Annotated in this window: 24 protein-coding genes and 1 riboswitch; of the genes, 15 read left to right on the top strand and 9 right to left on the bottom strand. The window is 66.0% G+C overall.

Annotated elements, in window-relative coordinates; all coding sequences use genetic code 11:
• The first annotated feature begins 1 nt into the window (after window position 1).
• The 5 genes from E4K65_RS25010 to E4K65_RS24990 all read left to right on the top strand — a co-directional run bounded on the left by E4K65_RS25010 (window position 2) and on the right by E4K65_RS24990 (window position 3905).
• Window positions 2-586 (top strand): cob(I)yrinic acid a,c-diamide adenosyltransferase, encoded by a 585-nt coding sequence (locus tag E4K65_RS25010; protein ID WP_135176455.1) that lies wholly within the window; start codon window positions 2-4, stop codon window positions 584-586.
• 126 nt (window positions 587-712) lie between these two features.
• Entirely contained in the window at window positions 713-1462 is a 750-nt protein-coding gene (locus E4K65_RS25005; RefSeq protein WP_027544317.1) for an electron transfer flavoprotein subunit beta/FixA family protein, read from the top strand.
• A complete protein-coding gene (locus tag E4K65_RS25000) occupies window positions 1462-2406 on the top strand; it encodes an electron transfer flavoprotein subunit alpha/FixB family protein (protein WP_011084196.1) in 945 nt (314 codons plus the stop codon). Before E4K65_RS25005 ends, E4K65_RS25000 begins: the two co-directional genes overlap by 1 nt.
• Before the next feature lie 208 nt (window positions 2407-2614).
• Window positions 2615-3496 carry a 3-hydroxybutyryl-CoA dehydrogenase gene (locus E4K65_RS24995; RefSeq protein ID WP_011084197.1) on the top strand — a complete coding sequence of 294 codons (882 nt, stop codon included), beginning with the start codon at window positions 2615-2617 and terminating at the stop codon, window positions 3494-3496.
• Window positions 3497-3710: 214 nt separating this feature from the next.
• On the top strand, window positions 3711-3905 hold the full coding sequence (locus E4K65_RS24990; RefSeq protein WP_027544315.1) for a hypothetical protein: 195 nt from the start codon (window positions 3711-3713) through the stop codon (window positions 3903-3905).
• Here E4K65_RS24990 and tlpA read toward each other — a convergent pair.
• Entirely contained in the window at window positions 3902-4567 is a 666-nt protein-coding gene (gene tlpA, locus E4K65_RS24985) for a thiol:disulfide interchange protein TlpA (protein WP_027544314.1), read from the bottom strand. The two genes, E4K65_RS24990 and tlpA, sit on opposite strands and share 4 nt — an antisense overlap.
• Window positions 4568-4672: 105 nt before the next feature.
• Here tlpA and argH point away from each other — a divergent pair, with 105 nt between their 5' ends.
• The 3 genes from argH (at window position 4673) to lysA (ending at window position 7743) form a co-directional block, all read left to right on the top strand.
• Window positions 4673-6070, top strand: coding sequence for an argininosuccinate lyase (gene argH, locus E4K65_RS24980; RefSeq protein ID WP_135176392.1), 1398 nt, complete (start codon window positions 4673-4675; stop codon window positions 6068-6070).
• A gap of 93 nt (window positions 6071-6163) precedes the next feature.
• Window positions 6164-6454, top strand: a complete 291-nt coding sequence (gene lptM / locus E4K65_RS24975) for an LPS translocon maturation chaperone LptM (RefSeq protein ID WP_027544312.1) — start codon at window positions 6164-6166, stop codon at window positions 6452-6454.
• 23 nt (window positions 6455-6477) lie between these two features.
• Window positions 6478-7743 carry a diaminopimelate decarboxylase gene (gene lysA, locus E4K65_RS24970; protein ID WP_135176391.1) on the top strand — a complete coding sequence of 422 codons (1266 nt, stop codon included), beginning with the start codon at window positions 6478-6480 and terminating at the stop codon, window positions 7741-7743.
• A 190-nt stretch (window positions 7744-7933) separates the two neighbouring features.
• On the opposite strand, the gene E4K65_RS24965 is transcribed toward lysA, so the two are convergent.
• Together E4K65_RS24965 and E4K65_RS24960 are read right to left on the bottom strand one after the other, a co-directional pair.
• Window positions 7934-8842, bottom strand: coding sequence for an NAD(P)-dependent oxidoreductase (locus E4K65_RS24965; RefSeq protein ID WP_135176390.1), 909 nt, complete (start codon window positions 8840-8842; stop codon window positions 7934-7936).
• A 216-nt stretch (window positions 8843-9058) separates the two neighbouring features.
• Window positions 9059-9442 (bottom strand): carboxymuconolactone decarboxylase family protein, encoded by a 384-nt coding sequence (locus E4K65_RS24960; RefSeq protein ID WP_008567285.1) that lies wholly within the window; start codon window positions 9440-9442, stop codon window positions 9059-9061.
• Window positions 9443-9622: 180 nt separating this feature from the next.
• On the opposite strand from E4K65_RS24960, the gene E4K65_RS24955 reads away from it, so the two are divergent.
• Together E4K65_RS24955 and E4K65_RS24950 are read left to right on the top strand one after the other, a co-directional pair.
• A complete protein-coding gene (locus tag E4K65_RS24955; protein WP_135176389.1) occupies window positions 9623-11569 on the top strand; it encodes a TIGR02302 family protein in 1947 nt (648 codons plus the stop codon).
• Window positions 11557-12711: a DUF4175 family protein gene (locus E4K65_RS24950; RefSeq protein ID WP_135176388.1), complete on the top strand. Its 1155-nt coding sequence runs from the start codon at window positions 11557-11559 to the stop codon at window positions 12709-12711. The genes E4K65_RS24955 and E4K65_RS24950 overlap by 13 nt, the downstream gene beginning before the upstream one ends.
• Window positions 12712-12936: 225 nt before the next feature.
• On the opposite strand, the gene E4K65_RS24940 is transcribed toward E4K65_RS24950, so the two are convergent.
• Together E4K65_RS24940 and E4K65_RS24935 are read right to left on the bottom strand one after the other, a co-directional pair.
• On the bottom strand, window positions 12937-13311 hold the full coding sequence (locus E4K65_RS24940; protein WP_135176387.1) for a response regulator: 375 nt from the start codon (window positions 13309-13311) through the stop codon (window positions 12937-12939).
• A 47-nt stretch (window positions 13312-13358) separates the two neighbouring features.
• Window positions 13359-14237 carry an MJ0042-type zinc finger domain-containing protein gene (locus tag E4K65_RS24935; RefSeq protein ID WP_167771110.1) on the bottom strand — a complete coding sequence of 293 codons (879 nt, stop codon included), beginning with the start codon at window positions 14235-14237 and terminating at the stop codon, window positions 13359-13361.
• Window positions 14238-14416: 179 nt separating this feature from the next.
• Between E4K65_RS24935 and ftsE the strand changes: the two genes are divergently transcribed.
• The 4 genes from ftsE (at window position 14417) to E4K65_RS24915 (ending at window position 17609) form a co-directional block, all read left to right on the top strand.
• Complete coding sequence (gene ftsE, locus E4K65_RS24930) at window positions 14417-15076, top strand: cell division ATP-binding protein FtsE (RefSeq protein WP_027544305.1); 660 nt, start codon at window positions 14417-14419, stop codon at window positions 15074-15076.
• Entirely contained in the window at window positions 15069-16037 is a 969-nt protein-coding gene (locus tag E4K65_RS24925) for a cell division protein FtsX (RefSeq protein ID WP_135176385.1), read from the top strand. Before ftsE ends, E4K65_RS24925 begins: the two co-directional genes overlap by 8 nt.
• 71 nt (window positions 16038-16108) lie before the next feature.
• Window positions 16109-16813, top strand: coding sequence for a YdcF family protein (locus E4K65_RS24920; RefSeq protein ID WP_027544303.1), 705 nt, complete (start codon window positions 16109-16111; stop codon window positions 16811-16813).
• A 22-nt stretch (window positions 16814-16835) separates the two neighbouring features.
• On the top strand, window positions 16836-17609 hold the full coding sequence (locus E4K65_RS24915) for a lysophospholipid acyltransferase family protein (RefSeq protein WP_135176384.1): 774 nt from the start codon (window positions 16836-16838) through the stop codon (window positions 17607-17609).
• Here E4K65_RS24915 and E4K65_RS24910 read toward each other — a convergent pair.
• The gene (locus E4K65_RS24910) at window positions 17606-18217 is read right to left on the bottom strand and encodes a gamma-glutamylcyclotransferase (RefSeq protein WP_167771109.1); all 612 of its coding nucleotides are present in this window, start codon (window positions 18215-18217) and stop codon (window positions 17606-17608) included. The genes E4K65_RS24915 and E4K65_RS24910 overlap by 4 nt on opposite strands.
• A gap of 110 nt (window positions 18218-18327) precedes the next feature.
• Here E4K65_RS24910 and E4K65_RS24905 point away from each other — a divergent pair, with 110 nt between their 5' ends.
• Window positions 18328-19512: a DUF2125 domain-containing protein gene (locus E4K65_RS24905; RefSeq protein WP_135176382.1), complete on the top strand. Its 1185-nt coding sequence runs from the start codon at window positions 18328-18330 to the stop codon at window positions 19510-19512.
• Between the two features lie 173 nt (window positions 19513-19685).
• On the opposite strand, the gene E4K65_RS24900 is transcribed toward E4K65_RS24905, so the two are convergent.
• The 3 genes from E4K65_RS24900 to E4K65_RS24890 are packed head-to-tail and all read right to left on the bottom strand — an operon-like array spanning window position 19686 to window position 22596.
• Window positions 19686-20621: a prephenate/arogenate dehydrogenase family protein gene (locus E4K65_RS24900; RefSeq protein WP_135176381.1), complete on the bottom strand. Its 936-nt coding sequence runs from the start codon at window positions 20619-20621 to the stop codon at window positions 19686-19688.
• Entirely contained in the window at window positions 20618-21715 is a 1098-nt protein-coding gene (locus tag E4K65_RS24895; protein WP_135176380.1) for a pyridoxal phosphate-dependent aminotransferase, read from the bottom strand. The genes E4K65_RS24900 and E4K65_RS24895 overlap by 4 nt, the downstream gene beginning before the upstream one ends.
• A gap of 32 nt (window positions 21716-21747) precedes the next feature.
• Window positions 21748-22596 (bottom strand): chorismate mutase, encoded by an 849-nt coding sequence (locus E4K65_RS24890; protein WP_011084215.1) that lies wholly within the window; start codon window positions 22594-22596, stop codon window positions 21748-21750.
• A 203-nt stretch (window positions 22597-22799) separates the two neighbouring features.
• Window positions 22800-22879, top strand: a riboswitch (SAM riboswitch).
• Window positions 22880-22938: the final 59 nt, after the last annotated feature.

Genomic DNA, 22938 nt, shown 5'->3' with positions numbered 1-22938 from the left:
CATGGTTGTGCTAAATCGCATCTATACGAAGACTGGTGACGACGGCACGACAGCGCTCGGCTCGGGCGAACGCCGTCCGAAATACGATCTGCGCATCGAAGCCTATGGCACCGTGGACGAGACCAATGCCGCGATCGGCGTCGTGCGTCTCCATACCCATGATACGCCCGAGCTCGATGCGATGCTCGGCCGTATCCAGAACGATCTGTTTGATCTCGGCGCCGACCTCGCGGTGCCGGAGCGGGAAGGCAAGGAAACTAAAAAGGCGGAACGGCTGCGGGTGGTGGCAAGCCAGGTCGAGCGGCTCGAGCACGACATCGACGCGCTCAACGACAAGCTCGCGCCGCTCACCTCCTTCGTGCTGCCCGGCGGCACGCCCACCGCCGCCTACCTCCATGTCGCACGCACGATATGCCGCAGGGCGGAACGCGTGATGGTGGAACTGGCGGCCCAGCCGGGCGAGCCGGTCGGCGCCGCTGGCATCCAATATATGAATCGCCTTTCGGACTTCCTGTTCGTGGCCAGCCGCGCAGCCAACCAAAACGGCGCCGGCGACGTGCTCTGGGTTCCGGGCCAGAATCGCTGACCCATTAGAATGGCCCATTTCCAAGGTCTAAAATTTGGCCTCTTCGCGCGTTGACCGGGCCGGGTCAGGCCTTTAGGTTCCGCGCCAGTTGATAACCCCCTTCCCAAATTGAGTGAAAGAGGATCGATGAAGGTCTTAGTGCCGGTAAAGCGGGTGGTCGATTACAACGTCAAGGTCCGCGTCAAGGGCGATGGATCGGGCGTTGAACTCGCCAACGTCAAGATGTCGATGAACCCGTTCGATGAAATCGCGGTCGAGGAAGCGCTGCGCCTGAAGGAAGGTGGCAAGGCCACCGAGGTCGTGGTGGTTTCCATTGGACCTGCGCAGGCGTCGGAGACGATCCGCACCGGTCTTGCGATGGGCGCCGATCGCGGCATCCTGGTGAAGGCCGAGGGCGCCGTCGAGCCGCTCGCCGTCGCCAAGATCCTGAAGAAGATCGCCGAGGAAGAGCAGCCGGGCCTGATCATCCTCGGCAAGCAGGCGATCGACGACGACAGCAATCAGACCGGCCAGATGCTGGCCGCGCTGCTCGGCTGGTCGCAGGCGACCTTCGCCTCGAAGCTCGAGGTCGAAGGAAGCGACTTCAAGGTCACCCGCGAAGTCGACGGCGGTCTCCAGACCGTGAAGCTCAAGGGACCGGCGATCGTCACCACCGACCTGCGTCTCAACGAGCCGCGCTACGCCTCGCTGCCCAACATCATGAAGGCCAAGAAGAAGCCGATCGCGGAGAAGACCGTCGCCGATTACGGCGTCGACGTCACCGCGCGCCTCGAGGTTCTCAAGACGACCGAGCCGGCGGGCCGCAAGGCGGGCGTCAAGGTCAAGGACGTCGCCGAGCTGGTGTCGAAACTCAAGAACGAAGCCGGGGTGCTCTGATGACGACGCTTCTGATTGCCGAACACGACAACGCGTCGTTGAAGGATGCGACCAACAAGGCCCTGACCGCGGCCGCCGCGCTCGGTGCGGACGTCGAGGTGCTGGTGGCCGGCGAGGGTGCGAAGGCCGCGGCGGACGCCGCCGCCAAGCTCGCAGGCGTGAAGAAGGTGCTGCTCGCCGATGGCGCGCTTTACGCGCACGATCTTGCCGAGCCGCTGGCCGCGCTGATCGTCTCGCTGGCCCCGTCCTATGATGCGATCGTCGCGCCCGCGACCTCGCGCTTCAAGAACGTGATGCCGCGCGTCGCAGCCCTGCTCGACGTCATGCAGGTCTCCGAGATCATCAAGGTTGTCGCCCCCGACACCTACGAGCGTCCGATCTATGCCGGCAACGCCATCCAGACGGTGAAGTCGAAGGACGCCAAGAAGGTCATCACGGTCCGGACCTCCACCTTCGCCGCGGCGGGCGAAGGCGGCAGCGCGCCGGTCGAGAGCGTTCAGGCTGCGGCCGATCCGGGCCTGTCGTCCTTCGTCGGCGAGGAGGTCGCCAAGAGCGACCGTCCCGAGCTGACCTCGGCGAAGATCATCGTCTCCGGTGGCCGCGCCATGCAGAGCCGCGAGAATTTCGCCAAATACATCGAGCCCCTCGCCGACAAGCTCGGCGCCGGCGTCGGTGCCTCGCGCGCGGCGGTGGACGCCGGCTATGCGCCGAACGACTGGCAGGTCGGCCAGACCGGTAAGGTCGTCGCCCCCGAGCTCTATGTCGCGGTGGGCATTTCCGGCGCGATCCAGCATCTGGCCGGCATGAAGGACTCCAAGGTGATCGTCGCGATCAACAAGGACGAGGACGCGCCGATCTTCCAGGTCGCCGATTACGGCCTGGTCGCCGACCTCTACCAGGCGGTTCCGGAGCTGACCGCCGAACTCGGCAAACTCGGCAAGTAAAAGACGTTCAAAACACCGGCCGGAGGTATAAACTCCGGCCGGTGTTGCATTTATGAGGCGTTTTCTTTGGCGTGGGGCACGCCGGGGGAGCGATCCAATCTAGGTTTCGAGCCCAGGTTCTGATTAAATCACGGTTCTGATCAAATCAGACCTCCCGGCTTGGGGGATAGACAGGCGCGATATGCGCGCCGTTCCGGTGGATGACATTATGGCGGCAGTGATCAAGAAGGTCGGCGTGATCGGCGCGGGTCAGATGGGCAATGGCATCGCGCATGTTGCCGCGCTGGCTGGCTTCGACGTGGTGCTCAACGACGTTTCGGCCGATCGCCTCAAGTCGGGCATGGCCACCATCAACGGCAATCTGGCCCGCCAGGTCTCCAAGAAGGTCGTCACCGAGGAGGCCAAGACCAAGGCGCTGTCGCGCATCGTGGCCGCCGAGAAGCTCGACGACCTCGCCGACTGCGATCTCGTGATCGAGACCGCGGTCGAGAAGGAGGAGGTCAAGCGCAAGATCTTCCACGAGCTCTGCGCCGTGTTGAAGCCCGAGGCGATCGTCGCCTCGGATACGTCCTCGATCTCGATCACGCGCCTTGCCGCCGCCACCGACCGGCCCGAGCGCTTCATCGGCATTCACTTCATGAATCCGGTGCCGCTGATGGAGCTGGTGGAGCTGATCCGCGGCATCGCCACCGACGATGCGACCTTCGAGGCGTCCAAGGAATTCGTCGCCAAGCTCGGCAAGCAGGTCGCGGTCTCCGAGGATTTCCCGGCCTTCATCGTCAACCGCATCCTGCTGCCGATGATCAACGAGGCGATCTACACGCTGTACGAAGGCGTCGGCAACGTCGAGGCGATCGACGCGGCGATGAAGCTCGGCGCGCACCATCCGATGGGGCCGCTCGAGCTTGCCGATTTCATCGGCCTCGATACCTGCCTGTCGATCATGCAGGTGCTGCACGAGGGCCTCGCCGACTCCAAGTACCGTCCGTGCCCGCTCTTGGTGAAATACGTCGAGGCCGGCTGGCTCGGCCGCAAGACCCAGCGCGGCTTCTACGACTACCGCGGCGCCAAGCCGGTTCCGACAAGGTAAGCCGGTCTCGTGCCCCGGACGCAGCGCGGAGCGCTGCCGAGCCGGGGCCCACAAGCCGCGTGCACGCTGAAGGATGGATCCCGGCTCTGCGTCGCGTCATTGCATGCCGCGCACGTCCGGGACACGGGCAGCGCCCGCACGACGGCGCTCCGTGACAATTCATGTCGCGTTAACCGCTCGCGCCTAGGCTGCGCCCGGTACGAGGGTTCGCGTAATGGACATGATGGCAATGGTCAGCACCATGCTGGCCGCTCAGCAAGGCGCGTTGCAGTCGAATATCGCGGCGACGCTGACCAAGCAGAACATGGATATGGAGAAATCCACCGTCCTGACGCTGATGGGCGCCGGCCAGCCCTCGCTCGCCAATGTCGGCGCGGGTGTCGGCAATAATCTGAACGTCACCGCTTAAAGCGACGCGGCGGCCTTGCCCGTCGCAGCCCGGATCAGCTTGAGCGCGTCCTCGCTCGCCCATTCCGCCGGCCCCGCGATCGTCGCGATCTCGCAACCCTGCGGGTCGACCAGCACCGAGGTCGGCATGCCCAGGGCCCGGCCTATGGCCTTAAGATCCTGGAAAACCTTGGCTTTCTGATCGTTGAAATAGCCGAGCCGGGTCAGATTGGCCTCTTTCAGGAAGGTCTTGGGCTTCTCGGGGTCGCGGGTATCGATATTGATCGCCACCACCTCGAAATTCGGGCCCGAAAGCTTGCCCTGGAGCTCGTCCAGTGCAGGCATTTCCTTCCGACACGGCACGCACCAGGTGGCCCAGAGGTTCACCAGCAGGGTCTTGCCGCGGAAATCGGACAGCTTTTTCGGCTTGCCGTCGGCGTCCTCGAAAGCGAGGTCGGGCAGCTTCAAGGGTGCGCTCGCCATGGTCAGCGCCGCCACCTCGCCATGGGCGAGCGGGGCGATTTTCTGCGCCGTAGCCACTGCCGCCCGGCAGGCCGGATCGCCGGTAGGCGCCCGGCTCAGGCCCAGCCCGTACAGCGCAGCGAAGCCGGCCAGCCCGCCGACCGCCACGGTGGCGATGACGAGGGGGATCCGGCGCGTGGCGGAGGGCTTCGTGTCGAGCATATCGTTTGTCATCCGGTCGCAGATATGGCTATCAGGGGCCTCTTAATACGGCTGGCGGCGGCCAGCAAACGTGGCCAGCGACAAGCAAGGCGTGAGCAGGGGATCATGAGCAACAAGATGTGGGGCGGCCGGTTCTCGGAACGTCCCGATGAGATCATGGAAGAGATCAACGTCTCCATCGACGTCGATCGTCACCTCTTTGCCCAGGACATTGCCGCGTCCAAGGCCCACGCCGCGATGCTGGCCACGCAGGGCATCATCACGGCCTCTGATGCGAAAAATATCGGCAAGGGTCTAGACACGATTTTGTCAGAGATCGGCAAGGGCGGCTTCACGTTCAAGCGCGCGCTTGAGGACATTCACATGAATGTCGAGAGCCGCCTGTCCGAGCTGATCGGCCCCGCCGCCGGCCGGCTGCACACCGCGCGCTCACGCAACGACCAGGTCGCCACCGACTTCCGTCTGTTCGTCCGCGACGTCATCGACGAGACCGATGCGGCGCTCGCCGCGTTTCAGCAGGCGCTGGTCGAGCGTGCATTGGAGCATGCCGGCACCGTGATGCCCGGCTTCACGCATCTCCAGACCGCACAGCCCGTGACCTTCGGCCATCACCTGCTCGCCTATGTCGAGATGGCCGCGCGCGACCGCGGCCGTTTCCAGGACGCGCGCAAGCGGCTCAACGAATCGCCGCTCGGCGCCGCCGCGCTCGCCGGCACCTCGTTCCCGATCGATCGTCACGCGACCGCAAAGGCGCTTGCCTTCGACCGGCCGATGGCAAACTCGCTCGACGCTGTCTCCGACCGCGACTTCGTGCTGGAGACGTTGTCGGCGGCCTCGATCTGCGCCGTGCACATGTCGCGCTTTGCCGAGGAGATCGTGATCTGGACCTCGCCGCTGGTCGGCCTCATCCGCCTCAGCGACAAGTTCACCACCGGCTCCTCGATCATGCCGCAGAAGCGCAACCCGGATGCCGCCGAGCTCGTCCGCGCCAAGACCGGCCGCGTCATCGGCGCGCTCAACGGTCTCCTGATCGTGATGAAGGGCCTGCCGCTCGCCTATCAAAAGGACATGCAGGAGGACAAGCAGGGCGCGATGGAGGGCTTCGCCGCGCTGTCGCTCGCGATCCGCGCCATGACCGGCATGGTCCGCGACCTCGTGCCCGATGAAGCGAAGATGAGGCTTGCTGCCGGCGAGGGCTATGCCACCGCGACCGATCTTGCCGACTGGCTGGTGCGGACGTTGAAGATGCCGTTCCGCGAGGCCCACCACGTCACCGGCCGCATCGTGGCCAAGGCCGCCGAGGGCGGCGTGGCGCTGCACGAGCTGCCGCTGAAGGAGATGCAGGCGATCGAGCCCAAGATCACCAAGGACGTGCTCGGCGTGCTCTCGGTCGAATCGTCGGTGAAGAGCCGGACCAGCTTTGGCGGCACCGCGCCGAAGAACGTGGCCTCCCAGGCCAAGGCCTGGCTGAAGCGGCTGGAAAAAGAGCGAAAATTGGGCTGAGGGCAAAATTTCGCTTATGTTTCATGGTCATCCGGCTCTCGCCAGAGTGCGCCAATCTCTGTATGGTGCGGCCCGCGTAGTGGGGATTTCGTCGTGACGTCAAAGTTTCGCCCGGCCGGCTCGGGGTGGGCCATCATTGTCTTGAGCCTGACGGCGCTCGCGCTTGCCGGCTGTGGCCGCAAGGGCCCGCTGGATTTGCCGCCGACCGCCTCCAATGTGCCCGCGCCCAACGGTGCTGCGCCGACCGACACCGAGACCGAAGCCCAGAAGACGCCGAGCGTGTTCAATCCCACCTACGGGGCCGACGCCGCCCCTGCGGCGTCCCGCGGCAGAAAGAAACCGTTTATTCTCGACCCGCTTCTGGACGACAAACCCAGCAGATAGGCTGGGGCAACTGAGCCAACGCCATGAACCATTTTGACTACCGCAACGGCGTGCTGCACGCCGAGGCGGTGAACCTGTCCGAGCTGGCTGCAACCGTCGGCACGCCGTTCTATTGCTATTCGACCGCAACGCTGGAGCGGCATTACCGCGTCTTCGCCGATGCTTTCGCCGGCGAGAAGGTGCTGGTCTGCTACGCCATGAAGGCGAACTCCAACCAGTCGGTGCTGCGTACGCTCGCCAAGCTTGGCGCCGGCGCCGACGTGGTCTCCGGCGGTGAATTGAAGCGCGCGCTGGCCGCGGGCATTCCCGCCCGCAAGATCCTGTTCTCCGGCGTCGGCAAGACGGAAGAAGAGCTGCGCGCTGCGCTCGCCGCCGACATCCTCTGTCTCAACGTCGAATCCGAGCCGGAGCTCGAGCTGTTGTCGCGCCTTGCGACCGAGATGGGCAAGACCGCGCGGATTTCCGTGCGCGTCAATCCCGATGTCGACGCCGGCACGCATGCCAAGATCTCCACCGGCAAGTCCGAGAACAAGTTCGGCATCCCGATCGCGCATGCCCGCGAGGTCTATGCGCGCGCGGCGAAGCTGCCCGGGATCCAGGTGACCGGCACCGATGTGCATATCGGCAGCCAGATCACCGACCTGTCCAAGATGGAGACGGCGTTCCGCATCCTCTCCGAATTCGTGCAGACACTGCGCTCCGACGGCCACGACATCTCGCATGTCGATTTCGGCGGTGGCCTCGGCATTCCCTATTACATGGACCGCGAGGCGCCGCCGGCGCCCGATGCCTATGCCGCCATGGTCAAGCGCGTCAGCCATAATCTCGGCTGCACGCTGATGTTCGAGCCGGGCCGCATGATCGTCGGCAATGCCGGCATCCTGGTCGCCAAGGTGATCTATGTGAAGCACGGCGACGGCAAGAATTTCGTCATCATCGACGCCGCGATGAACGACCTGATCCGCCCGACGCTGTATGAGGCCCATCACGACGTCCTGCCGGTGACGCAGCCGGCCAGGGATGCGGCGACGATGGTGGCCGACGTCGTCGGCCCGGTCTGCGAGACCGGCGACTATCTCGCGCTCGACCGCACGCTGCCGACGCCGAAGGCGGGCGATCTCCTCGCCATTATGACCGCCGGAGCCTATGGCGCCGTGCAGGCCGGCACCTATAATACGCGGCCGCTGGTGCCCGAGGTGCTGGTGAAGGGCGACCAGTACGCCGTGGTGCGCCCGCGCATCGAGGTCGAGCAGCTGATCGCGATGGATACGCCGGCGCCGTGGCTGTGAGGCGCGTGAGGTGCGGTAAGGTCGCGCCTCACGCTTGCTGTCGTCCCCGCGAAGGCGGGGACCCATAACCACAGGAAGTGGTTGTGGTGCGAACTGGTAACTACGAGTCTTCGCCAAACGTCTCCCTGTGGTTATGGGTCCCGGGCTCGCGCTTCGCGCGCCCCGGGACGACGAGCTGAAATTGGGACGGCTACTTCCCCGCCAATCCGCCGGTCTTCCTACCAACCACTACCCCCGCCTTCTTCTCGATCGGCTTGATCGCCGCGGTGAAATCGGAATCGGCGCCTTCCGCGCTGATCACGGTCTCCCACAGGCGCCCGACGGCATCCGCGACCTCCATCGACAGGCCGAGCTGCTTCATTTCCTCCAGCGCGAGGCGGACGTCCTTCACCATCAGCCCCGTGGCGAAGCCGAAATCGAACGTGCGCGGCAGCACTGCGCGCGGAAACTTGTCGCGGCTCGCGGTGTTCATGCCCGAGCCGGCATTGATGACGTCGATCATCACGGCGGGATCGAGCCCGGCCTTCACTCCCATGACGACAGCTTCCGACGTCGCCACGATCGCGGTGGCCGAGAGGAAATTGTTGGCGAGCTTCATGGTCTGGGCAGACCCCGGCTTCTCGCCGATGAAGAACACCTTTCCGATCACATCGAGCGCGGGCTTCAGCAGCTCGAACTCCGCCTTCGGCCCCGACACCATCACCGCCAGCGTGCCCTTCTCGGCGCCGCCGACGCCGCCGGAGACGGGGCAGTCGATCTGCACGATGTCGCGCTTGGCGAGCAGGGCGTGAATCTTCGAAGCCATCGTCGAGCCGACGGTGGACAGATCGATGAAGCGCTTGACGCGCTTGCCCTCGATCACGCCGTTCGTCCCCGTTGCAACTTCAAACGAAGCTTGCAGCGAGGGCAGGCTCGCCATCACGGTCTCGACCTGATCTGCCACGTCCTTCGGTGATGTCGCTGGCGTCGCGCCGCGCGCGATGAGCTTGTCGACGACCTCCTTGCGCGTGTCGAACACGACGAGCTTGTGGCCCGCCTCGACCAGCCGCCGCGCCATCGGGAAACCCATGTTTCCGAGGCCGATGAATCCGATGTCCATGGTGTTTCCTTGTTTTGATTATTCGTTGTTGAGAGCGAAGCTGCGCGCCACCCTCCGCTGTCGTCCCGGCGAAGGCCGGGACCCATACCCCCAGGGAGGAGTCATTGTGCGGCGCCGGTAACTCCGAGTTCCCGTAAACATGTCCGGCGGTGGTTATGGGTCCCCGGCCGGGACGACGGTGGGGACACATGTTGCGTCCCTCACCCTCGCGCTCCCTCACGCCTTCCCGTCGATCTCCGCGAACACCTCGCGCGCGATGCGGAAACTGTCGACTGCGGCTGGCATGCCGCCATAGATCGCGACCTGCATCAGGATCTCGCGGATCTCGTCGCGGGTGACGCCGTTGGTGAGAGCGCCCTTCAGATGCGCGCGGAATTCGTGCTGGCGGTTGAGAATCGCGATCATCGCGATGTTGAGCATGCTGCGGGTCTTGCGCGGCAGCTCCTCGCGGCCCCACACCGTTCCCCAGCAATATTCGTTGAGCATCTCCTGGAACGGACGGTTGAAATCGTCGACGTTCTTCAGGGCGTTGTTGACATAGGCTTCCCCCAGCACCGCTTTGCGGACTTCCAGGCCCTTGTCGTGCATCTTCTTGTCCATGGCGTTTCCTTCGTTTTCCCTTTGCTTGTCCCTGGATGGCGGCGCGGAAATTACGGGGTTGCGGCGGGCCAGTCACGTCCTCGTGTTATGCGGGAAAAGGGGTGTCTCCCGTACAGGAACGGATGCCTCAGTGCTGCCGTTGTGATACGCTCTTCTCTCCCGGGCAACTTGGAGAGCTGATTGAACGGCGTCACCCCCGACCCGTCAGACCCGATCCGCGATGGCGACGCTCTGCCGCGGCTGAAGCTGGCGCAGGCCCTCGATCGGGCCAGATATGCCATCGCGTGGGAGCGTGCCTGGCCGAATCTGGCGCGGCTTCTGACCGTCGTCGGCCTGTTCCTGGCGCTGTCCTGGGCCGGTCTCTGGCTGGCGCTGCCGTTCCTTGCCCGCGCCATTGGTCTCGTTGTTTTCGCCGGCGTCGCGATTGCCGCCCTGTTCCCGCTGGTTCGCTTCCGCTGGCCGAGCCGCGAGGAAGGTTTGAGCCGGCTCGACCGCGGCTCCGGCATCCGTCACCGCCCGGCCACCACGCTCACGGACACGCTGACCTCGCAGGACCCTGTCGCGAAGGCGCTGTGGCAGGCGCAGCGTGAGCGTACGCTGGCCTCGCTCAAGCGCATCCGCGCCGGTCTGCCGCGCCCGCGGCTCGCGCTTCACGATCCCTGGGCGCTGCGAGCGCTGGTCATGGTGATGCTGGTTGCGACCTTCTTCGCCGCCGGCAACGAGCGCGCGATGCGGCTCGGCGCGGCCTTCGACTGGAACGGCGTGCTGGCGCCGACCAATGTTCGCGTCGATGCCTGGGTCACGCCGCCGCTCTACACCGGCAAGCCGCCGGTGATCCTGTCGGCCGCCAACAAGGAGGCCGCGGCGCTGCCCGCCGGCGGCCCGCTCGCCGTTCCCGCCGGCTCGACCCTGATCGTGCGCTCCTCCGGCGGCAGCCTGGATGTCGTCGTCTCCGGCGGCCTCAAGGAGGTCGCCCCCACCGAAGCCACGCCCAAGGGCACCAACGAGAAGCATTTCGCCATCACCGGTGACGGCACCGCGCATGTCCGCGCCCCCGCCGGCCAGCCGCAATGGGCGTTTGCGGCAACGCCGGACCGCGCGCCGACGATTGCGTTGGCCAAGGATCCGGAGCGCCAGGCGCGCGGTGCGCTTCAACTCTCCTACAAGATCGAGGACGATTACGGCGTCACCGGCGCCGAAGCGCAATTTGGCCTGCGCCCCGCCGATGCCAAGGATGGCGCGAAGGATGGCGGCAAGGACGGCGATACCAAGGCTGCCGCACGGCCGCTGTTCCAGCCGCCGCAATTCCCGCTGGTGCTGCCGAATGCGCGCACCCGCAACGGCGTCGGCCAGACGGTGAAGGACCTCAGCGAGGACCCCTATGCCGGCGCCGACGTCACGCTGAGGCTCACCGCCAAGGACGAGGCCGGCAACGAGGCCAGAAGCGAACCCTTCAACATGCGCCTGCCCGAGCGGCTGTTCACGAACCCGCTCTCGCGCGCGCTGATCGAGCAGCGCCGCATCCTCGCGCTCGACGCCAACAAGAATTCCGACGTCTACGCCGCGCTCGACGCGCTGATGATCGCGCCCGAATTGTTTACCCCGGATGCCGGCTGCTATCTCGGTCTGCGCAGCCTGGCGCTCCAGCTCGAGGCGGCCCGCACCGACGACGCGATGCGTGACGTGGTGGCGAGCATGTGGGCGTTCGCGGTCACTATCGAGGACGACGGTGTCGCCGGCAGCGTCAACGCCGCGCTGCGCTCGGCGCAGGACGCGCTCAAGCGGGCGCTGGAGCGCGGTGCCAGCGAGGACGAGATCCGGGTGCTGACGCAAAAGCTCCGCGAGGCCATGGCCGGCAAGGTGCGCGACCTTGCCCGGCGCGCCGAGCAAAATCCGCTGGGTCCCCGGCAGCCGTTCCCGGCGGAGGTCCAGCTCATCCTCGACAAGGCCGTCGAGCTGCGACAAAAGACCCAGCACGCGACGCCCGAGCAGCTCGAGGAGCTGGCGCAGCAGCAGGACGCATTGCGCCAGCAGCTTCAGGCCTATCGGAAGTCGGCGAGCAACCGGGCCAAGGCGGGGGACGACGGGGCCAACCAGTTTACGCGGGACCGGAAATGCGGAAGCTAGCACGCGTGCCAGTCTTGAAGGCGATGTCGATCGCCTGCCTCGCCTTCCTGTTGGGAGGCCTGCCGTCCGTCGCTGCCCAGCAGGATCAGGATCCCGATGCGCTGCTCGATGGCGCGGAAAAGGCGATGCAGGATGCCGGCGATAACCTCCGCCAGAAGGAGTCCGGGCGCAGCCTGAGCAACCAATCCGATGCCATTCAGAAGCTCGAGGAGTACAAGCGCGCGACGGAAAGAAACCAGTCCTCCAATCGCGATCGCTCCGTCATCACGCAGCGGGATCTGGACGACCTGCTGAAGCAGATCGAGAAAGCGGCGCGCGAAGGCAATCGCGAGGCGGCGCAGCGCATGCTCGAGCAGTTGGCGCAGATCATGGAAAATCTCCAGATGGCGCAGCCCGGGCAATCCGGCGACAGCGACATGGAGCAGGCGCTCAACGAGCTCAGCGACATGATCCGCAAGCAGCAGCAATTGCGCGACAAGACCTACAAGCAGGGCCAGGATTCCCGGCGTGACCGCTCGCGCGGCAAGCCGCAGGGTGACCAGTCGATGTCGGACCTCCAGCAGGACCAGCAGGCGCTGCGCGACCGGCTGAAGAAGTTGCAGGACGAGCTCGCCAAGCGCGGCCTCACGCAGAAGGGACCAAAGGGCCAGAAAGGGCAACAGGGGCAGAAAGGTCAGCAGGGCGATCAGGGACAGCCCGGCCAGGATGGCGATCAGGACGGTGACCAGGGCGATGATGACGGCAGCCTGGACACCGCCGACGGTGCCATGGGCGATGCCGGCTCAAAGCTCGGCGAGGGCAACGCGGATGGTGCCGTGGACTCGCAGGGCAAGGCTCTCGAAGCGATGCGCAAGGGTGCGCAGAAGATGGCCGAGGCGATGCAGCAGGGCGATGGTGACGGGCAGGGCGATGGTCCGGGCAACCGGGCCGGCCGCCAGCAGAGCGGTGGCAATCAGACCGATCCGCTCGGTCGCCCGCTTCACGGCCGCGAGTTCAGCGACGACTACACGGTCAAGATCCCCGGCGAGATCGACGCCCAGCGCGTCCGCCGCATCCTCGAAGAACTCCGCCGCCGCTTAGGGGACACCTCGCGTCCGCAAATCGAGCTCGATTATATCGAGCGGTTGCTGAAGGATTTTTGAGCCGCCTCTCCAACGTCGTCCTGGCCTAGTGCGCAATTGCGCACGGGCGCCAGGACCCATTACCCCAGGGAGCGGTTTGGCGAAGACTCGTCGCCCGGTACGCCGTCCTTTTCTGACAGATAAATCACGCGGTATGGGTCCTGGCTTTCGCCAGGACGACATCGAATGTGGGGGGGCGACGTCACGACACAGCGGCATAACCCGCGTGACCAGGGCGGCCGCGTGCTACCGCTTCTTCGCCGCCAGCGCGTCCGCCACTGCGGTGCGGATGTCGGCGACCGAGAACGGTTTGGTCACGACGTCATGCACCAGCGCGTTGAGGTTCGAGGCGCGCTCGCGCTGGTCGGCAAACCCGGTCATCAGCAGGATGGTCAGGTCGGGGAAATCGCGCGCGGCGGAGAGCGCCAGCGCGATGCCGTCCATCACCGGCATCTGGATGTCGGTGAGCAGCAAATCGAATGCGCCGTCCTCGCGGGTCAGGATCTCCAGCGCCTCGGCGCCGTCCTGCGCGGTCACGGTCTGGTGCCCGTCCATGGCGATGGCGCGCGCCACCAACTGGCGCATCGAATCCTCGTCGTCGGCGATCAAGATTTTTGGCATGGGACCAACCTTGGGACCAACCTCCCGTGCGGACCTTGCGAGCCTGATTACACGCTGCCGCCGGCAATGTCGCGCCGGTTGAAGAAGCGAACGTCGATATTGCGGCCCTCCGGCGGCGGAGAGGCCAGGCGCGAGCGGAAGAAGGCGCGCTCGCCGGGCCGCAGCACGGTCTGCTCCAGCACCGCATTCCAGGCATAGATTTCCGCGCCCTGCGCGTCGCGCACCGCAAAGCGCAGCCGCGGGATGTCGAGCGGCTTCTTGCCCTCGCCGACGATGACGCCCTCGATCACCAACACCTGTTTACCGTCAACGGTCTCGCTGGAGAGCTTGACGTCCTTGAAGGCCAGCCCGCGCAGGTTAACGTCGAGGCCGACCATCTTGTAGAAGGCCGCGGTCTGCGGCAGCAGCCGCACCATGTCGCCGCGCCAGACGATCAGGGCCAGCACCAGCGCGCCCATGGCGGCGCAGGCGGTCGGCAGGCCGAAATGGGACTTTCGCGGCGCCACGGTGGGGACCTGACGCCTCACCCGCGCCCCGCGCCGGCTGAACAGGCCGCGGAACCAGGACTGGTGCTGCGCGCCGGCGACCTCATCCTCGGCGTCCCGGGCCGCCGCCGACCATTCGTCCTCGGTCTCCCTGGCGTCCTCCTCCGGCCAGTCGCTGGCGATGGAGGGGCTGTCGACGACAGGCGTGTCGGTGGCGCCGTCGTCCTTGGCGTAGGAGTTCCACTGCTCGGCGAGATCGGACTGGTCGTCGGCCTGGCTGGCCGCAGCCATGGCCGGGACGGACGCCTCCTCGATGGCATCCTCGGCATAGGCGACCCAGGTCTGCTTGCACCGGGAGCAGCGGACTGTCCGCCCGTTCGCCCCAAGGCTCGCAAGCTTGATGGCGTAGGATGTCGTACAATGGGGGCAGACGATATGCATGGACGAGCCTTGATGCATGAACGAGTCTTGACGATGCCAGGGTCGCGGAGACCCGGGCGTCCTGGATGCTACAGGGCGACCGTTAACGAACCGGAAACCATAACGGTCGCAAAAACCGTTGATCGCGCGTGGCGGAGCATCGCGTCGCGGCCATCGCCCCCTCTCGAACGGAGCTGAGCTTGGTTCGGTTCGAAAATGTCGGATTGCGTTACGGTCTGGGGCCGGAGATCCTGCGCGACCTCAATTTCCAGATTCCGGCGCACTCCTTCCAGTTCCTCACCGGCCCGTCCGGCGCCGGCAAGACCTCGCTCTTGCGTCTGCTGTTCCTCTCGCACCGGCCGACGCGCGGCCTCGTCAACCTGTTCGGCCACGACATTTCGCAGCTCGGCAAGGACGAGATCGCCGACCTGCGCAAGCGCATCGGCATCGTGCTCCAGGACTTCCGTCTGCTCGATCACATGACGACCTACGAGAACGTCGCGCTGCCGTTCCGCGTCATGGGCCGCAGCGAGTCGAGCTATCGCAAGGAGGTCATCGACCTGCTGCGCTGGGTCGGACTCGGCGAGCGCATGGACGCGCTGCCGCCGATCCTGTCCGGCGGCGAGAAACAGCGTGCGGCGATCGCGCGCGCGGTGATCTCGCGGCCGCAGCTTCTGCTCGCGGACGAGCCGACCGGCAGCGTCGACCCGACGCTCGGCCGCCGCCTGCTGCGCCTTTTCATCGAGCTCAACAAATCCGGCACCGCCGTCATCATCGCGACCCACGATATCGGCCTGATGGACCAGTACGAGGCGCGGCGGCTGGTGCTGCATCAGGGACGGCTGCACGTCTATGAGTAGGACCGACGAGCGCGGCGTACTGGTCGATCTCGGACAGGAGCGTCCGCAGCTTCCGGCCAAGGCGCGCAACATGTCGCCGATCGTGCCGCGCGCCTCGATCCACGGCCGCGCGCTGGTTGCCGTCGTCGCCATCATGACCTTCCTCGCTTCGATGACCACCGGCACGGTGCTGCTGGTCAGCGCCTCCGCCGCCGAATGGCAGTCGGATGTCGCAAGCGAGATCACCATCCAGATTCGCCCGCAGTCCGGGCGCGACCTCGAGCGCGACACCGCCGCGGTGACCGAGGCGATGCGCGCCCAAGCCGGCATCGTCGAGGTCAAGCCGTTCACCAAGGACGAGAGCGGCAAGCTGCTCGAGCCCTGGCTCGGCACCGGACTGTCGATGGACGATCTGCCGGTGCCGCGCATGATCATCGCGCGCGTGCAGCCCGGCACGGCGCTCGATCTGACCGCCTTGCGCGCCCGCGTGACGCAAGTGGCGCCAAGCGCCAGCGTCGACGATCACCGCGCCTGGATCGAGCGCATGCGCTCGATGACCAACGCCACGGTGCTCGCCGGTCTCGGCATCCTCGCGCTCGTCATCATCGCGACCATCATCTCGGTGTCGTTCGCGACCCGCGGCGCCATGGCGGCGAATCGTCCGATCGTCGAGGTCCTGCATTTCGTCGGCGCCGGCGACCGCTACATCGCCAACCGCTTCCTGCGCCATTTCCTCAGGCTGGGCCTGGAGGGCGGCGTGATCGGCGGCGGCGCCGCCATGCTGGTGTTCGGCTTTTCCGAGTCGATCGCCGGCTGGTTTTCAGGGACGCCCGTCGGCGACCAGTTCGCCGCCCTGCTCGGCACCTTCTCGCTGCGGCCCTCCGGCTATGTCGTACTCGCGGTGCAGGCGGTGCTGATCGGCGCCATCACCGCCGTCGCCTCGCGCCAGACGTTGTTCGCAACCTTGAACGACGTCGATTAGTCCGGCAAACCGGACTCCACTTCGCCTCAAAACGTTTTAAAATCATCCGGGGAAGGGATTACCGACATCGCATGACCTCGCCGACCGACGATCGATCGCCGAAATTGCCGCGCGGCTGGCTGCGCGCAGCCGTGGTGTCGACGATCGCGTTCGCCTTCGTCGGCGCGGCGGCGGGCTTCATCGCGTTCCTGTCGCAGTTGCGCGGCGCCGAGATCGTGCCGGACCGCAAGGCAGACGGCATCGTGGTCTTGACCGGCGGCTCCTCGCGGGTGTCGGATGCGATGGAGCTGCTGGCCGCCGGTTACGGCAGGCGGCTCCTGATTTCCGGCGTGCATCCGACCTCGACCGCGAGCGATATCTCCCGCACCCTGCCGGAGAACCAGTCCTTCATGACCTGCTGCGTCGACCTCGACCGCACCGCGCTCTCGACCCGCGGCAATGCGGCGGAGGCGCGCCGCTGGGCGCAGGCGCGCCGGTTCAAATCGCTGATCGTGGTGACCTCGAACTATCACATGCCGCGCGCGCTGGTGGAATTCTCGCACGCGATGCCGGAGACGATTCTGATCCCGTTCGCCGTGGTCGGCGACAAATGGCGCGAGGAGCCGTGGTGGGCCTCGGCGTCCACCTTGCGGCTGCTGCTGTCGGAATATGTCAAGTACATCGCGGCCGAACTCAGGGTGCGGCTGGAGGATTTCGGGATTGACCTTTCGCCCGAAGTATCGGAGCAGCCTCCCGGGATGCAGCCGAAGCGGCCCGCCACTGCACAGGCCAATTGATCGGCAATTGATCGGATCGTCGATGTTCTTGATTTTCCTGCGCTCGCTCCTGTTCAACGTGCTGTTCTATGCCGTGCTGGTGTGTCTCGCGATCGTGGCGCTGCCGACCTTTGCGATGCCGCCGCGCGCCATGCTGACGGTCGCGGAATGGTGGGCGAAGGCGACGCTGGTCCTGATGCGGGTGATCTGCAACATCAAGGTGGAATTCCGCGGGCAGGAGAAGATTCCGCAGGGGCCGCTGGTGATCGTGGCAAAGCATCAGTCGTTCTGGGAAACCTTCGTGTTGCCGGGGTTCTTCCACCGCCCGATCTTCATCCTCAAGCGTCAGCTCATGCAGATTCCGGTGTTCGGTCAGTTCCTGGTCAAGACCGGGATGATCGCGATCGACCGCAAGGCCGGCGTGAAGGCGCTGCTGGACATGACGCGGCGGGCACGCGTGGCGGTGCGCAGCGGCCGCCAGCTCGTGATCTTTCCGGAGGGCACGCGCCGCGCGCCGGGCGCCCCCCCCGACTACAAGACCGGCTTTGCGCAGATCTATTCGTCCTGCGGCGTGCCGTGTCTGCCGATCGCGCTCAATTCCGGCCTGTTCTGGCCGCGCCGCACCTTCATGCGCTATCCCGGCACGCTGGTGGTGGAGTTTCTCGATCCGCTGCCGGCGGGCCTGCCGAAGGACGAGTATCTCTCCCGTGTGCAAACGGCCATCGAAGAGGCAACCGGCCGCCTCGTCGAGGCGGGCCGCAAGGAGCAGGAGCAGTTGATCGGTTCGGCCCCGAGCTACGCGCCGACCGAAAGCTAGCGACTTTCGCGGTCTTCGCTCGGAGCCGGCGCGTGCAGGGAATGCGCCTCCCCATGCAGCATCGTCGCGAGCTGATGCAGCTGCGTGTCGCGAAAGCCTTCGGCCTCGATCGCCTTCACCGTCGCGGTCACGTAGTCGCGATTGGCCCCGGACTGGCCGTGCCCCTGGAGCACGTGGCGATGTTGATCGGCGAGCGACAACCGGCCGGCATATTGCACATGGCCGCGGTCGACGACGTAAGCGAGTGCGGAGACGCGCTGCCGCGCATCGTTCTCCAGCCACACCGAACGCATCACCTCGCGATAGACCGACGTCACCTGCTCGCGCGCGCGCAAATAGGCGACGACGTCGGCGCGGTTCTTTTCGGCGACACGGAAGGCGATACCGCGACAGGCGCCGCCGCGATCGAGCCCGAGCACCAGGCCCGGCTTCTCCGGCGTGCCGCGATGCACGAAGGAATAGACACAGAGCGCACGATGCTCGCCGACCAGCCGCGCCGGGAGGCGCTCCATAAATTCGAAGCCCGGCCGCCACATCAGCGAGCCATAGCCGAACACCCAGAGGTCGCCCTTGGCTGTCGTGACGGAGGGGAGGGTGATTTCCGACATGGCGGGCACGGCTACCAGAACCGCGCCCCCAAGCGAAGCGAATTCTCCGCCTTTCGTCGCAGCCGAACCTCGCTTACATTTGACAAAATCTGGGGTCAAAGGGTCGCCGCATGTCCAATCTGACCGTTGCCGCAGGCCGCCGCCCCCGTTGGGGCCTTTTCATCGCACCCGTTCTCCTCCTGATCCTCGCCGTCGCGTGGAGCTGCTTCTGGTTCTATGCCGCTTCGCAGGCCGAGATCGCCGCGGACGCCTGGCGCGCGCAGGAGGCCAAGTCCGGCCGCATCTATGATTGCGCCAAGCGCTCGATCGCGGGCTTCCCGTTCCGCTTCGAGGTCCAGTGCTCCGGCGCCAGCGTCGCCCTGGTCTCGCAGAACGCGAGCAAGACGCCGTTCACGGCCAAGCTCGACAACATCCTGGTCGTCGCCCAGGTCTACGATCCCAAGCGCGTCATCGCCGAATTCTCCGCGCCGGCGACCCTCACCGACGGCGTTACGCAAAACACCTTCGTGGTGAACTGGAGCAAGGGCCGCAGCAGCGTGGTCGGCCTGCCGGCGGTGCCGGACCGCGCCTCCATCGTGTTCGACGATCCCGTCATCAACCGGCTCGACGGCAGCGTGCAGGTGCCGCTCGCGCGCGCCAAGCAGGTCGAGCTGCACGGGCGCCTCGCGGACGGATCGCCGTCCGATCATCCCGTGATCGAGACCGTGCTCCATGTCGCGCAGGGCAGCATCCAGGGTGTTCATCCCTTGCTCGCCGAGCCGTTCGAGGCGGATACGCGCGCCAAGGTCACCGGCCTCTCCGACCTCACGCCAAAGCCATGGCCGCAGCGCTTCCGCGAGATCCAGGCCGCCGGCGGCCATATCGAGATCGTGCAGTCGCGGATCCAGCAGGGCGAGATGATCGCGGTCGCAGCCGGCACGCTCGGACTCTCGGTCAATGGCCGACTCGACGGCGAATTGCAGATGACGGTGACCGGCCTCGAGCGGGTGATCCCGGCGCTCGGCATCGAGAAGATGCTGGAGGAGGGCGTGCCGCAGGCAACCCTCGACCGTGTCGCGCCCGGCGTGAAGTCGCAGGATCTCAACAATCTGTTCGGCGCGCTCGATCGCGCCGTCCCCGGCCTCGGCAAGGTCATCAAGCAGAACGCCAATGCCGGCGTTGCCGCCGGCATCAATTCGATCGGCACCGAGAGCACGCTGGAAGGCAAGAAGGCCCGCAGCTTCCCGCTGAAGTTCGTGGACGGCGCCGTGCTGCTCGGCCCGGTCAAGGTCGGCCAGATCCCGCCGCTGTATTGATTTGGCGACGCGTCGGCTCAACCGATTGGTGGAGCCGCGTGGGAAAATGTCTAACCCTCACCCTGAGGAGCCGCGCTCTTCGCGCGGCGTCTCGAAGGGCGAGGCCACCAGCCGGGCCTTCATCCTTCGAGACGCGCGTTCCGCGCTCCTCAGGATGAGGATTGGCAGCACAGCTACGGCTTCTTCAGCGCCGCATGCGGCCGGCCGAAATCGGGCGCCGCCGAATCCTGGCCGATCTCGACGATGCCGCGGCGGATGGCGCGGGTGCGGGTGAAGTGGTCGAACAGCGCTTCGCCGTCGCCGCGCCGGATCGCGCGGGTGAGTTTTGCCAGGTCCTCGGTGAAGGTGCCGAGCATCTCCAGCACGGCTTCCTTGTTGGCGAGGAAGACGTCGCGCCACATCGTCGGATCGGACGCGGCGATGCGGGTGAAATCGCGGAAGCCGCCGGCGGAGAACTTGATGACCTCTGACTCCGTCACCTGCGCCAGCTCGTCGGCGGTGCCGACGATGGTGTAGGCGATCAGATGCGGCAGATGGCTGGTGATCGCGAGCACGAGATCATGGTGATCCGGCGTCATGATCTCGACCTTGGCACCCATCGCCGCCCAGAAGGCGCGCAGGCGATCGGTAGCCGACGCGTCGACGCCTTCCGGCGGGGTCAGGATGCACCAGCGGTTGATGAAGAGCTCGGCGAAACCGGAGTCGGGGCCCGAGTGCTCGGTGCCCGCCACGGGGTGCGCCGGCACGAAATGAACGGTCTTCGGCAGATGCGGCACCATGTCCCTGACGATCGCGCCCTTGACCGAGCCGACGTCGGAGACGATCGCGCCGGGTTTCAGATGCGCGGCGATCTCCTGCGCCACAGGTCCGCAGGCGCCGACGGGAATGCAGAGGATGACGAGGTCGGCATCCTTCACCGCTTCCGCATTGGTCGCCACGACCTGGTCGACGATGCCGAGCTCGAGCACGCGGGCGCGCGTCTTCTCCGAGCGCGCGGTGGTGACGATCTCGCCGGCCAGGCCCTGGAGCTTCGCGGCGCGCGCGATCGAGCCGCCGATCAGGCCGAAGCCGATCAGGGCGACGCGCTGGAAGTGCGGCTGTACGCTCATTTGCCGGCCATGAAGTCGCGCAAACCGTCGACGACGAGGCGGTTGGCCTCCTCGGTGCCGATGGTCATGCGCAGTGAATGCGGCAGGCCGTAGTTCTTCAGCGCCCGCAGCACGAGGCCCCGCTTGGTCAGGAAGGCGTCGGCCTCGTCCGAGGTCCTGCCCTTCTCGGTCGGAAAGTGGATCAGCACGAAATTGGCGACGCTCGGCGTCACCTTCAGCCCGAGCTTGCCGATCTCCCCGGTGAGCCAGTTGCGCCAGGTCTCGGTGAACTGCTTCGACATCGTCTGATGCGCGGTGTCCTCGATCGCGGCGACCGCGGCATACATCGCCGGCGTCGACACGTTGAACGGACCGCGGATGCGGTTGACGGCGTCGATGATGTGCTCGGGGCCGAACATCCAGCCGATGCGCAGCGCGGCGAGGCCGTGGATCTTGGAGAAGGTGTGCGTCACCACGGTGTTCTCGGTGGTGGCGACCAGCTCGATGCCCATCTCGTAATCGTTGCGCGAGACGTAGTCGCAGTAGGCGGCGTCCAGCACCAGCAGCACGTGCGAGGGCAGGCCGGCGCGCAGGCGCTTGACCTCGTCGAACGGAATATAGGTGCCGGTCGGGTTGTTCGGATTGGCGAGCCACACCAGCTTCGTCTTCGGCGTCACAGCCTTGAGGATGGCGTCGACGTCGCAGGTGAGGTTCTTCTCCTGTGCGATGACGTTCCTGGCGCCGACCGCCATGGTCGCGATCGGGTAGACCAGGAAGCCGTGCGTGGTCGAGATCGCCTCGTCGCCCTGGCCGAGATAGGTGTGGGCGAGCAGGTTGAGGATCTCGTCCGAGCCGGCGCCGCAGATGATGCGGTTGGGGTCGAGGCCGAAGCTGCGCCCGATGGCTTCGCGCAGCACCCGCGAGGTGCCTTCCGGATAGTCTTCCAGATGATCCGCCACGTTCTTGAAGGCCGCGATCGCCTTGGGCGAGGGACCGAACGGCGTCTCGTTGGCCGAGAGCTTGAACACCTTGCGGCCCGGCTCCGGCACCGGGCTCTTGCCGGGCGTGTAAGGCGCAATATCGAGAATGCCGGGGTTCGGCACGGGGCGGGACATCTTCAACTCCGGAATGGCAGGCGGCTCGTGATTTACGATTTCGACCCGGTCGGGGGCACCGTATAGCGCGTTGCGTGGCTGCCGACGAGGGCCGTGGAGCGCACCGAGGCCCCCGCCTCGATCAGGGCAGCCTTGATCTTGTCGATGCTGCTCGCGCTCGTGACCGAGACCAGCAGCGCCGCGCCGTCGAAGGCGGTATCGGGCACCGCCACGATGTCGGCGAGCGGCGACAGCGCCCGCGCGATCTCGGCATTCCAACCAGAGACGCGCACGCTGAAGGTCTCCACCTCCGTCACCAGGGCGCTGTCGGCGACGCGCGAGATCGCGAACACGGGCAGCGCGGCCGGATGGTCGGCGCGTTCGACGAAAGGCAGCCGCGCGATGATCTTCGGTGCGCCTTCGGCTTCCAGCTCCAGCCACCACGGGGTGCGGCTGGAAGTCGCCGAGACCAGCGCCAGGTCGCCCTTGGATTTCGCCACCGCCTCGACCGCCGCCTGCGCGCTGAAATGCGCGACGTAAGGCACCGTGAAGCCGAAATGGAATCGCACGGAATCGCGCATCGCGGGCTCGCTCACCGAGATGTCGGCATGCACTGCGAACGGTGCCTGCACGTAGGTGAACGTCGCGATGATGACGCGCCAGATGCTCTCGACCGTGTCGAGCGGCAGGATGCCGCGATGGCGCTCCACGATCCGCCGCATCATGTCGGCCTCGCGCGCCGGCCGGAACGCCGAGCCGACCTCCTGGGTCTGCTTCACCTGGATCAGGCGGTCGATGATGTCGCCGCGCTGCATCAGCAGGCGATGCATGCCCTCGTCGATCGCGTCGATCTCCTTGCGCAATTCCTGCAACGATGGTGGCGCGGGCGGACGTTGGGACATATCTGGCAAGTGCTGTTGAGAGGCGTTCCAATGCGGGTCCATCAGGTCGGACCCGCTGCGGTCGGTGTCTTGATTAGGCAGTCGGAGCGGCGAAAGCAAAGAGAAATGCAAAGGGAAATTGGGCCTTTTCGGCTCACGTGACGGGGGCGAATTTGGTCAATCCGGACCGTATCTTGACGAAAACCGTCCAAGCCGCTAGGTTTTGCCTGTTCCGTGGTCATTTGAGCCGGCCGGCTTGCAGCCACGTTAAAAAACTCGCTAAACAGGCCGGGGACGCTTTCGATCCCGGCCGAACCTATCGTTCAGGCCGGGTTTTTTATGGCCTGATGTCAGTAGCGATCT

The organism is Bradyrhizobium niftali (genome assembly GCF_004571025.1).
In the GTDB taxonomy this organism is placed as follows: Bacteria; Pseudomonadota; Alphaproteobacteria; order Rhizobiales; family Xanthobacteraceae; genus Bradyrhizobium; species Bradyrhizobium niftali.
Note: the sequence above shows the minus strand (reverse complement) of the source record. Positions and strands in the feature narration are given on the sequence as shown.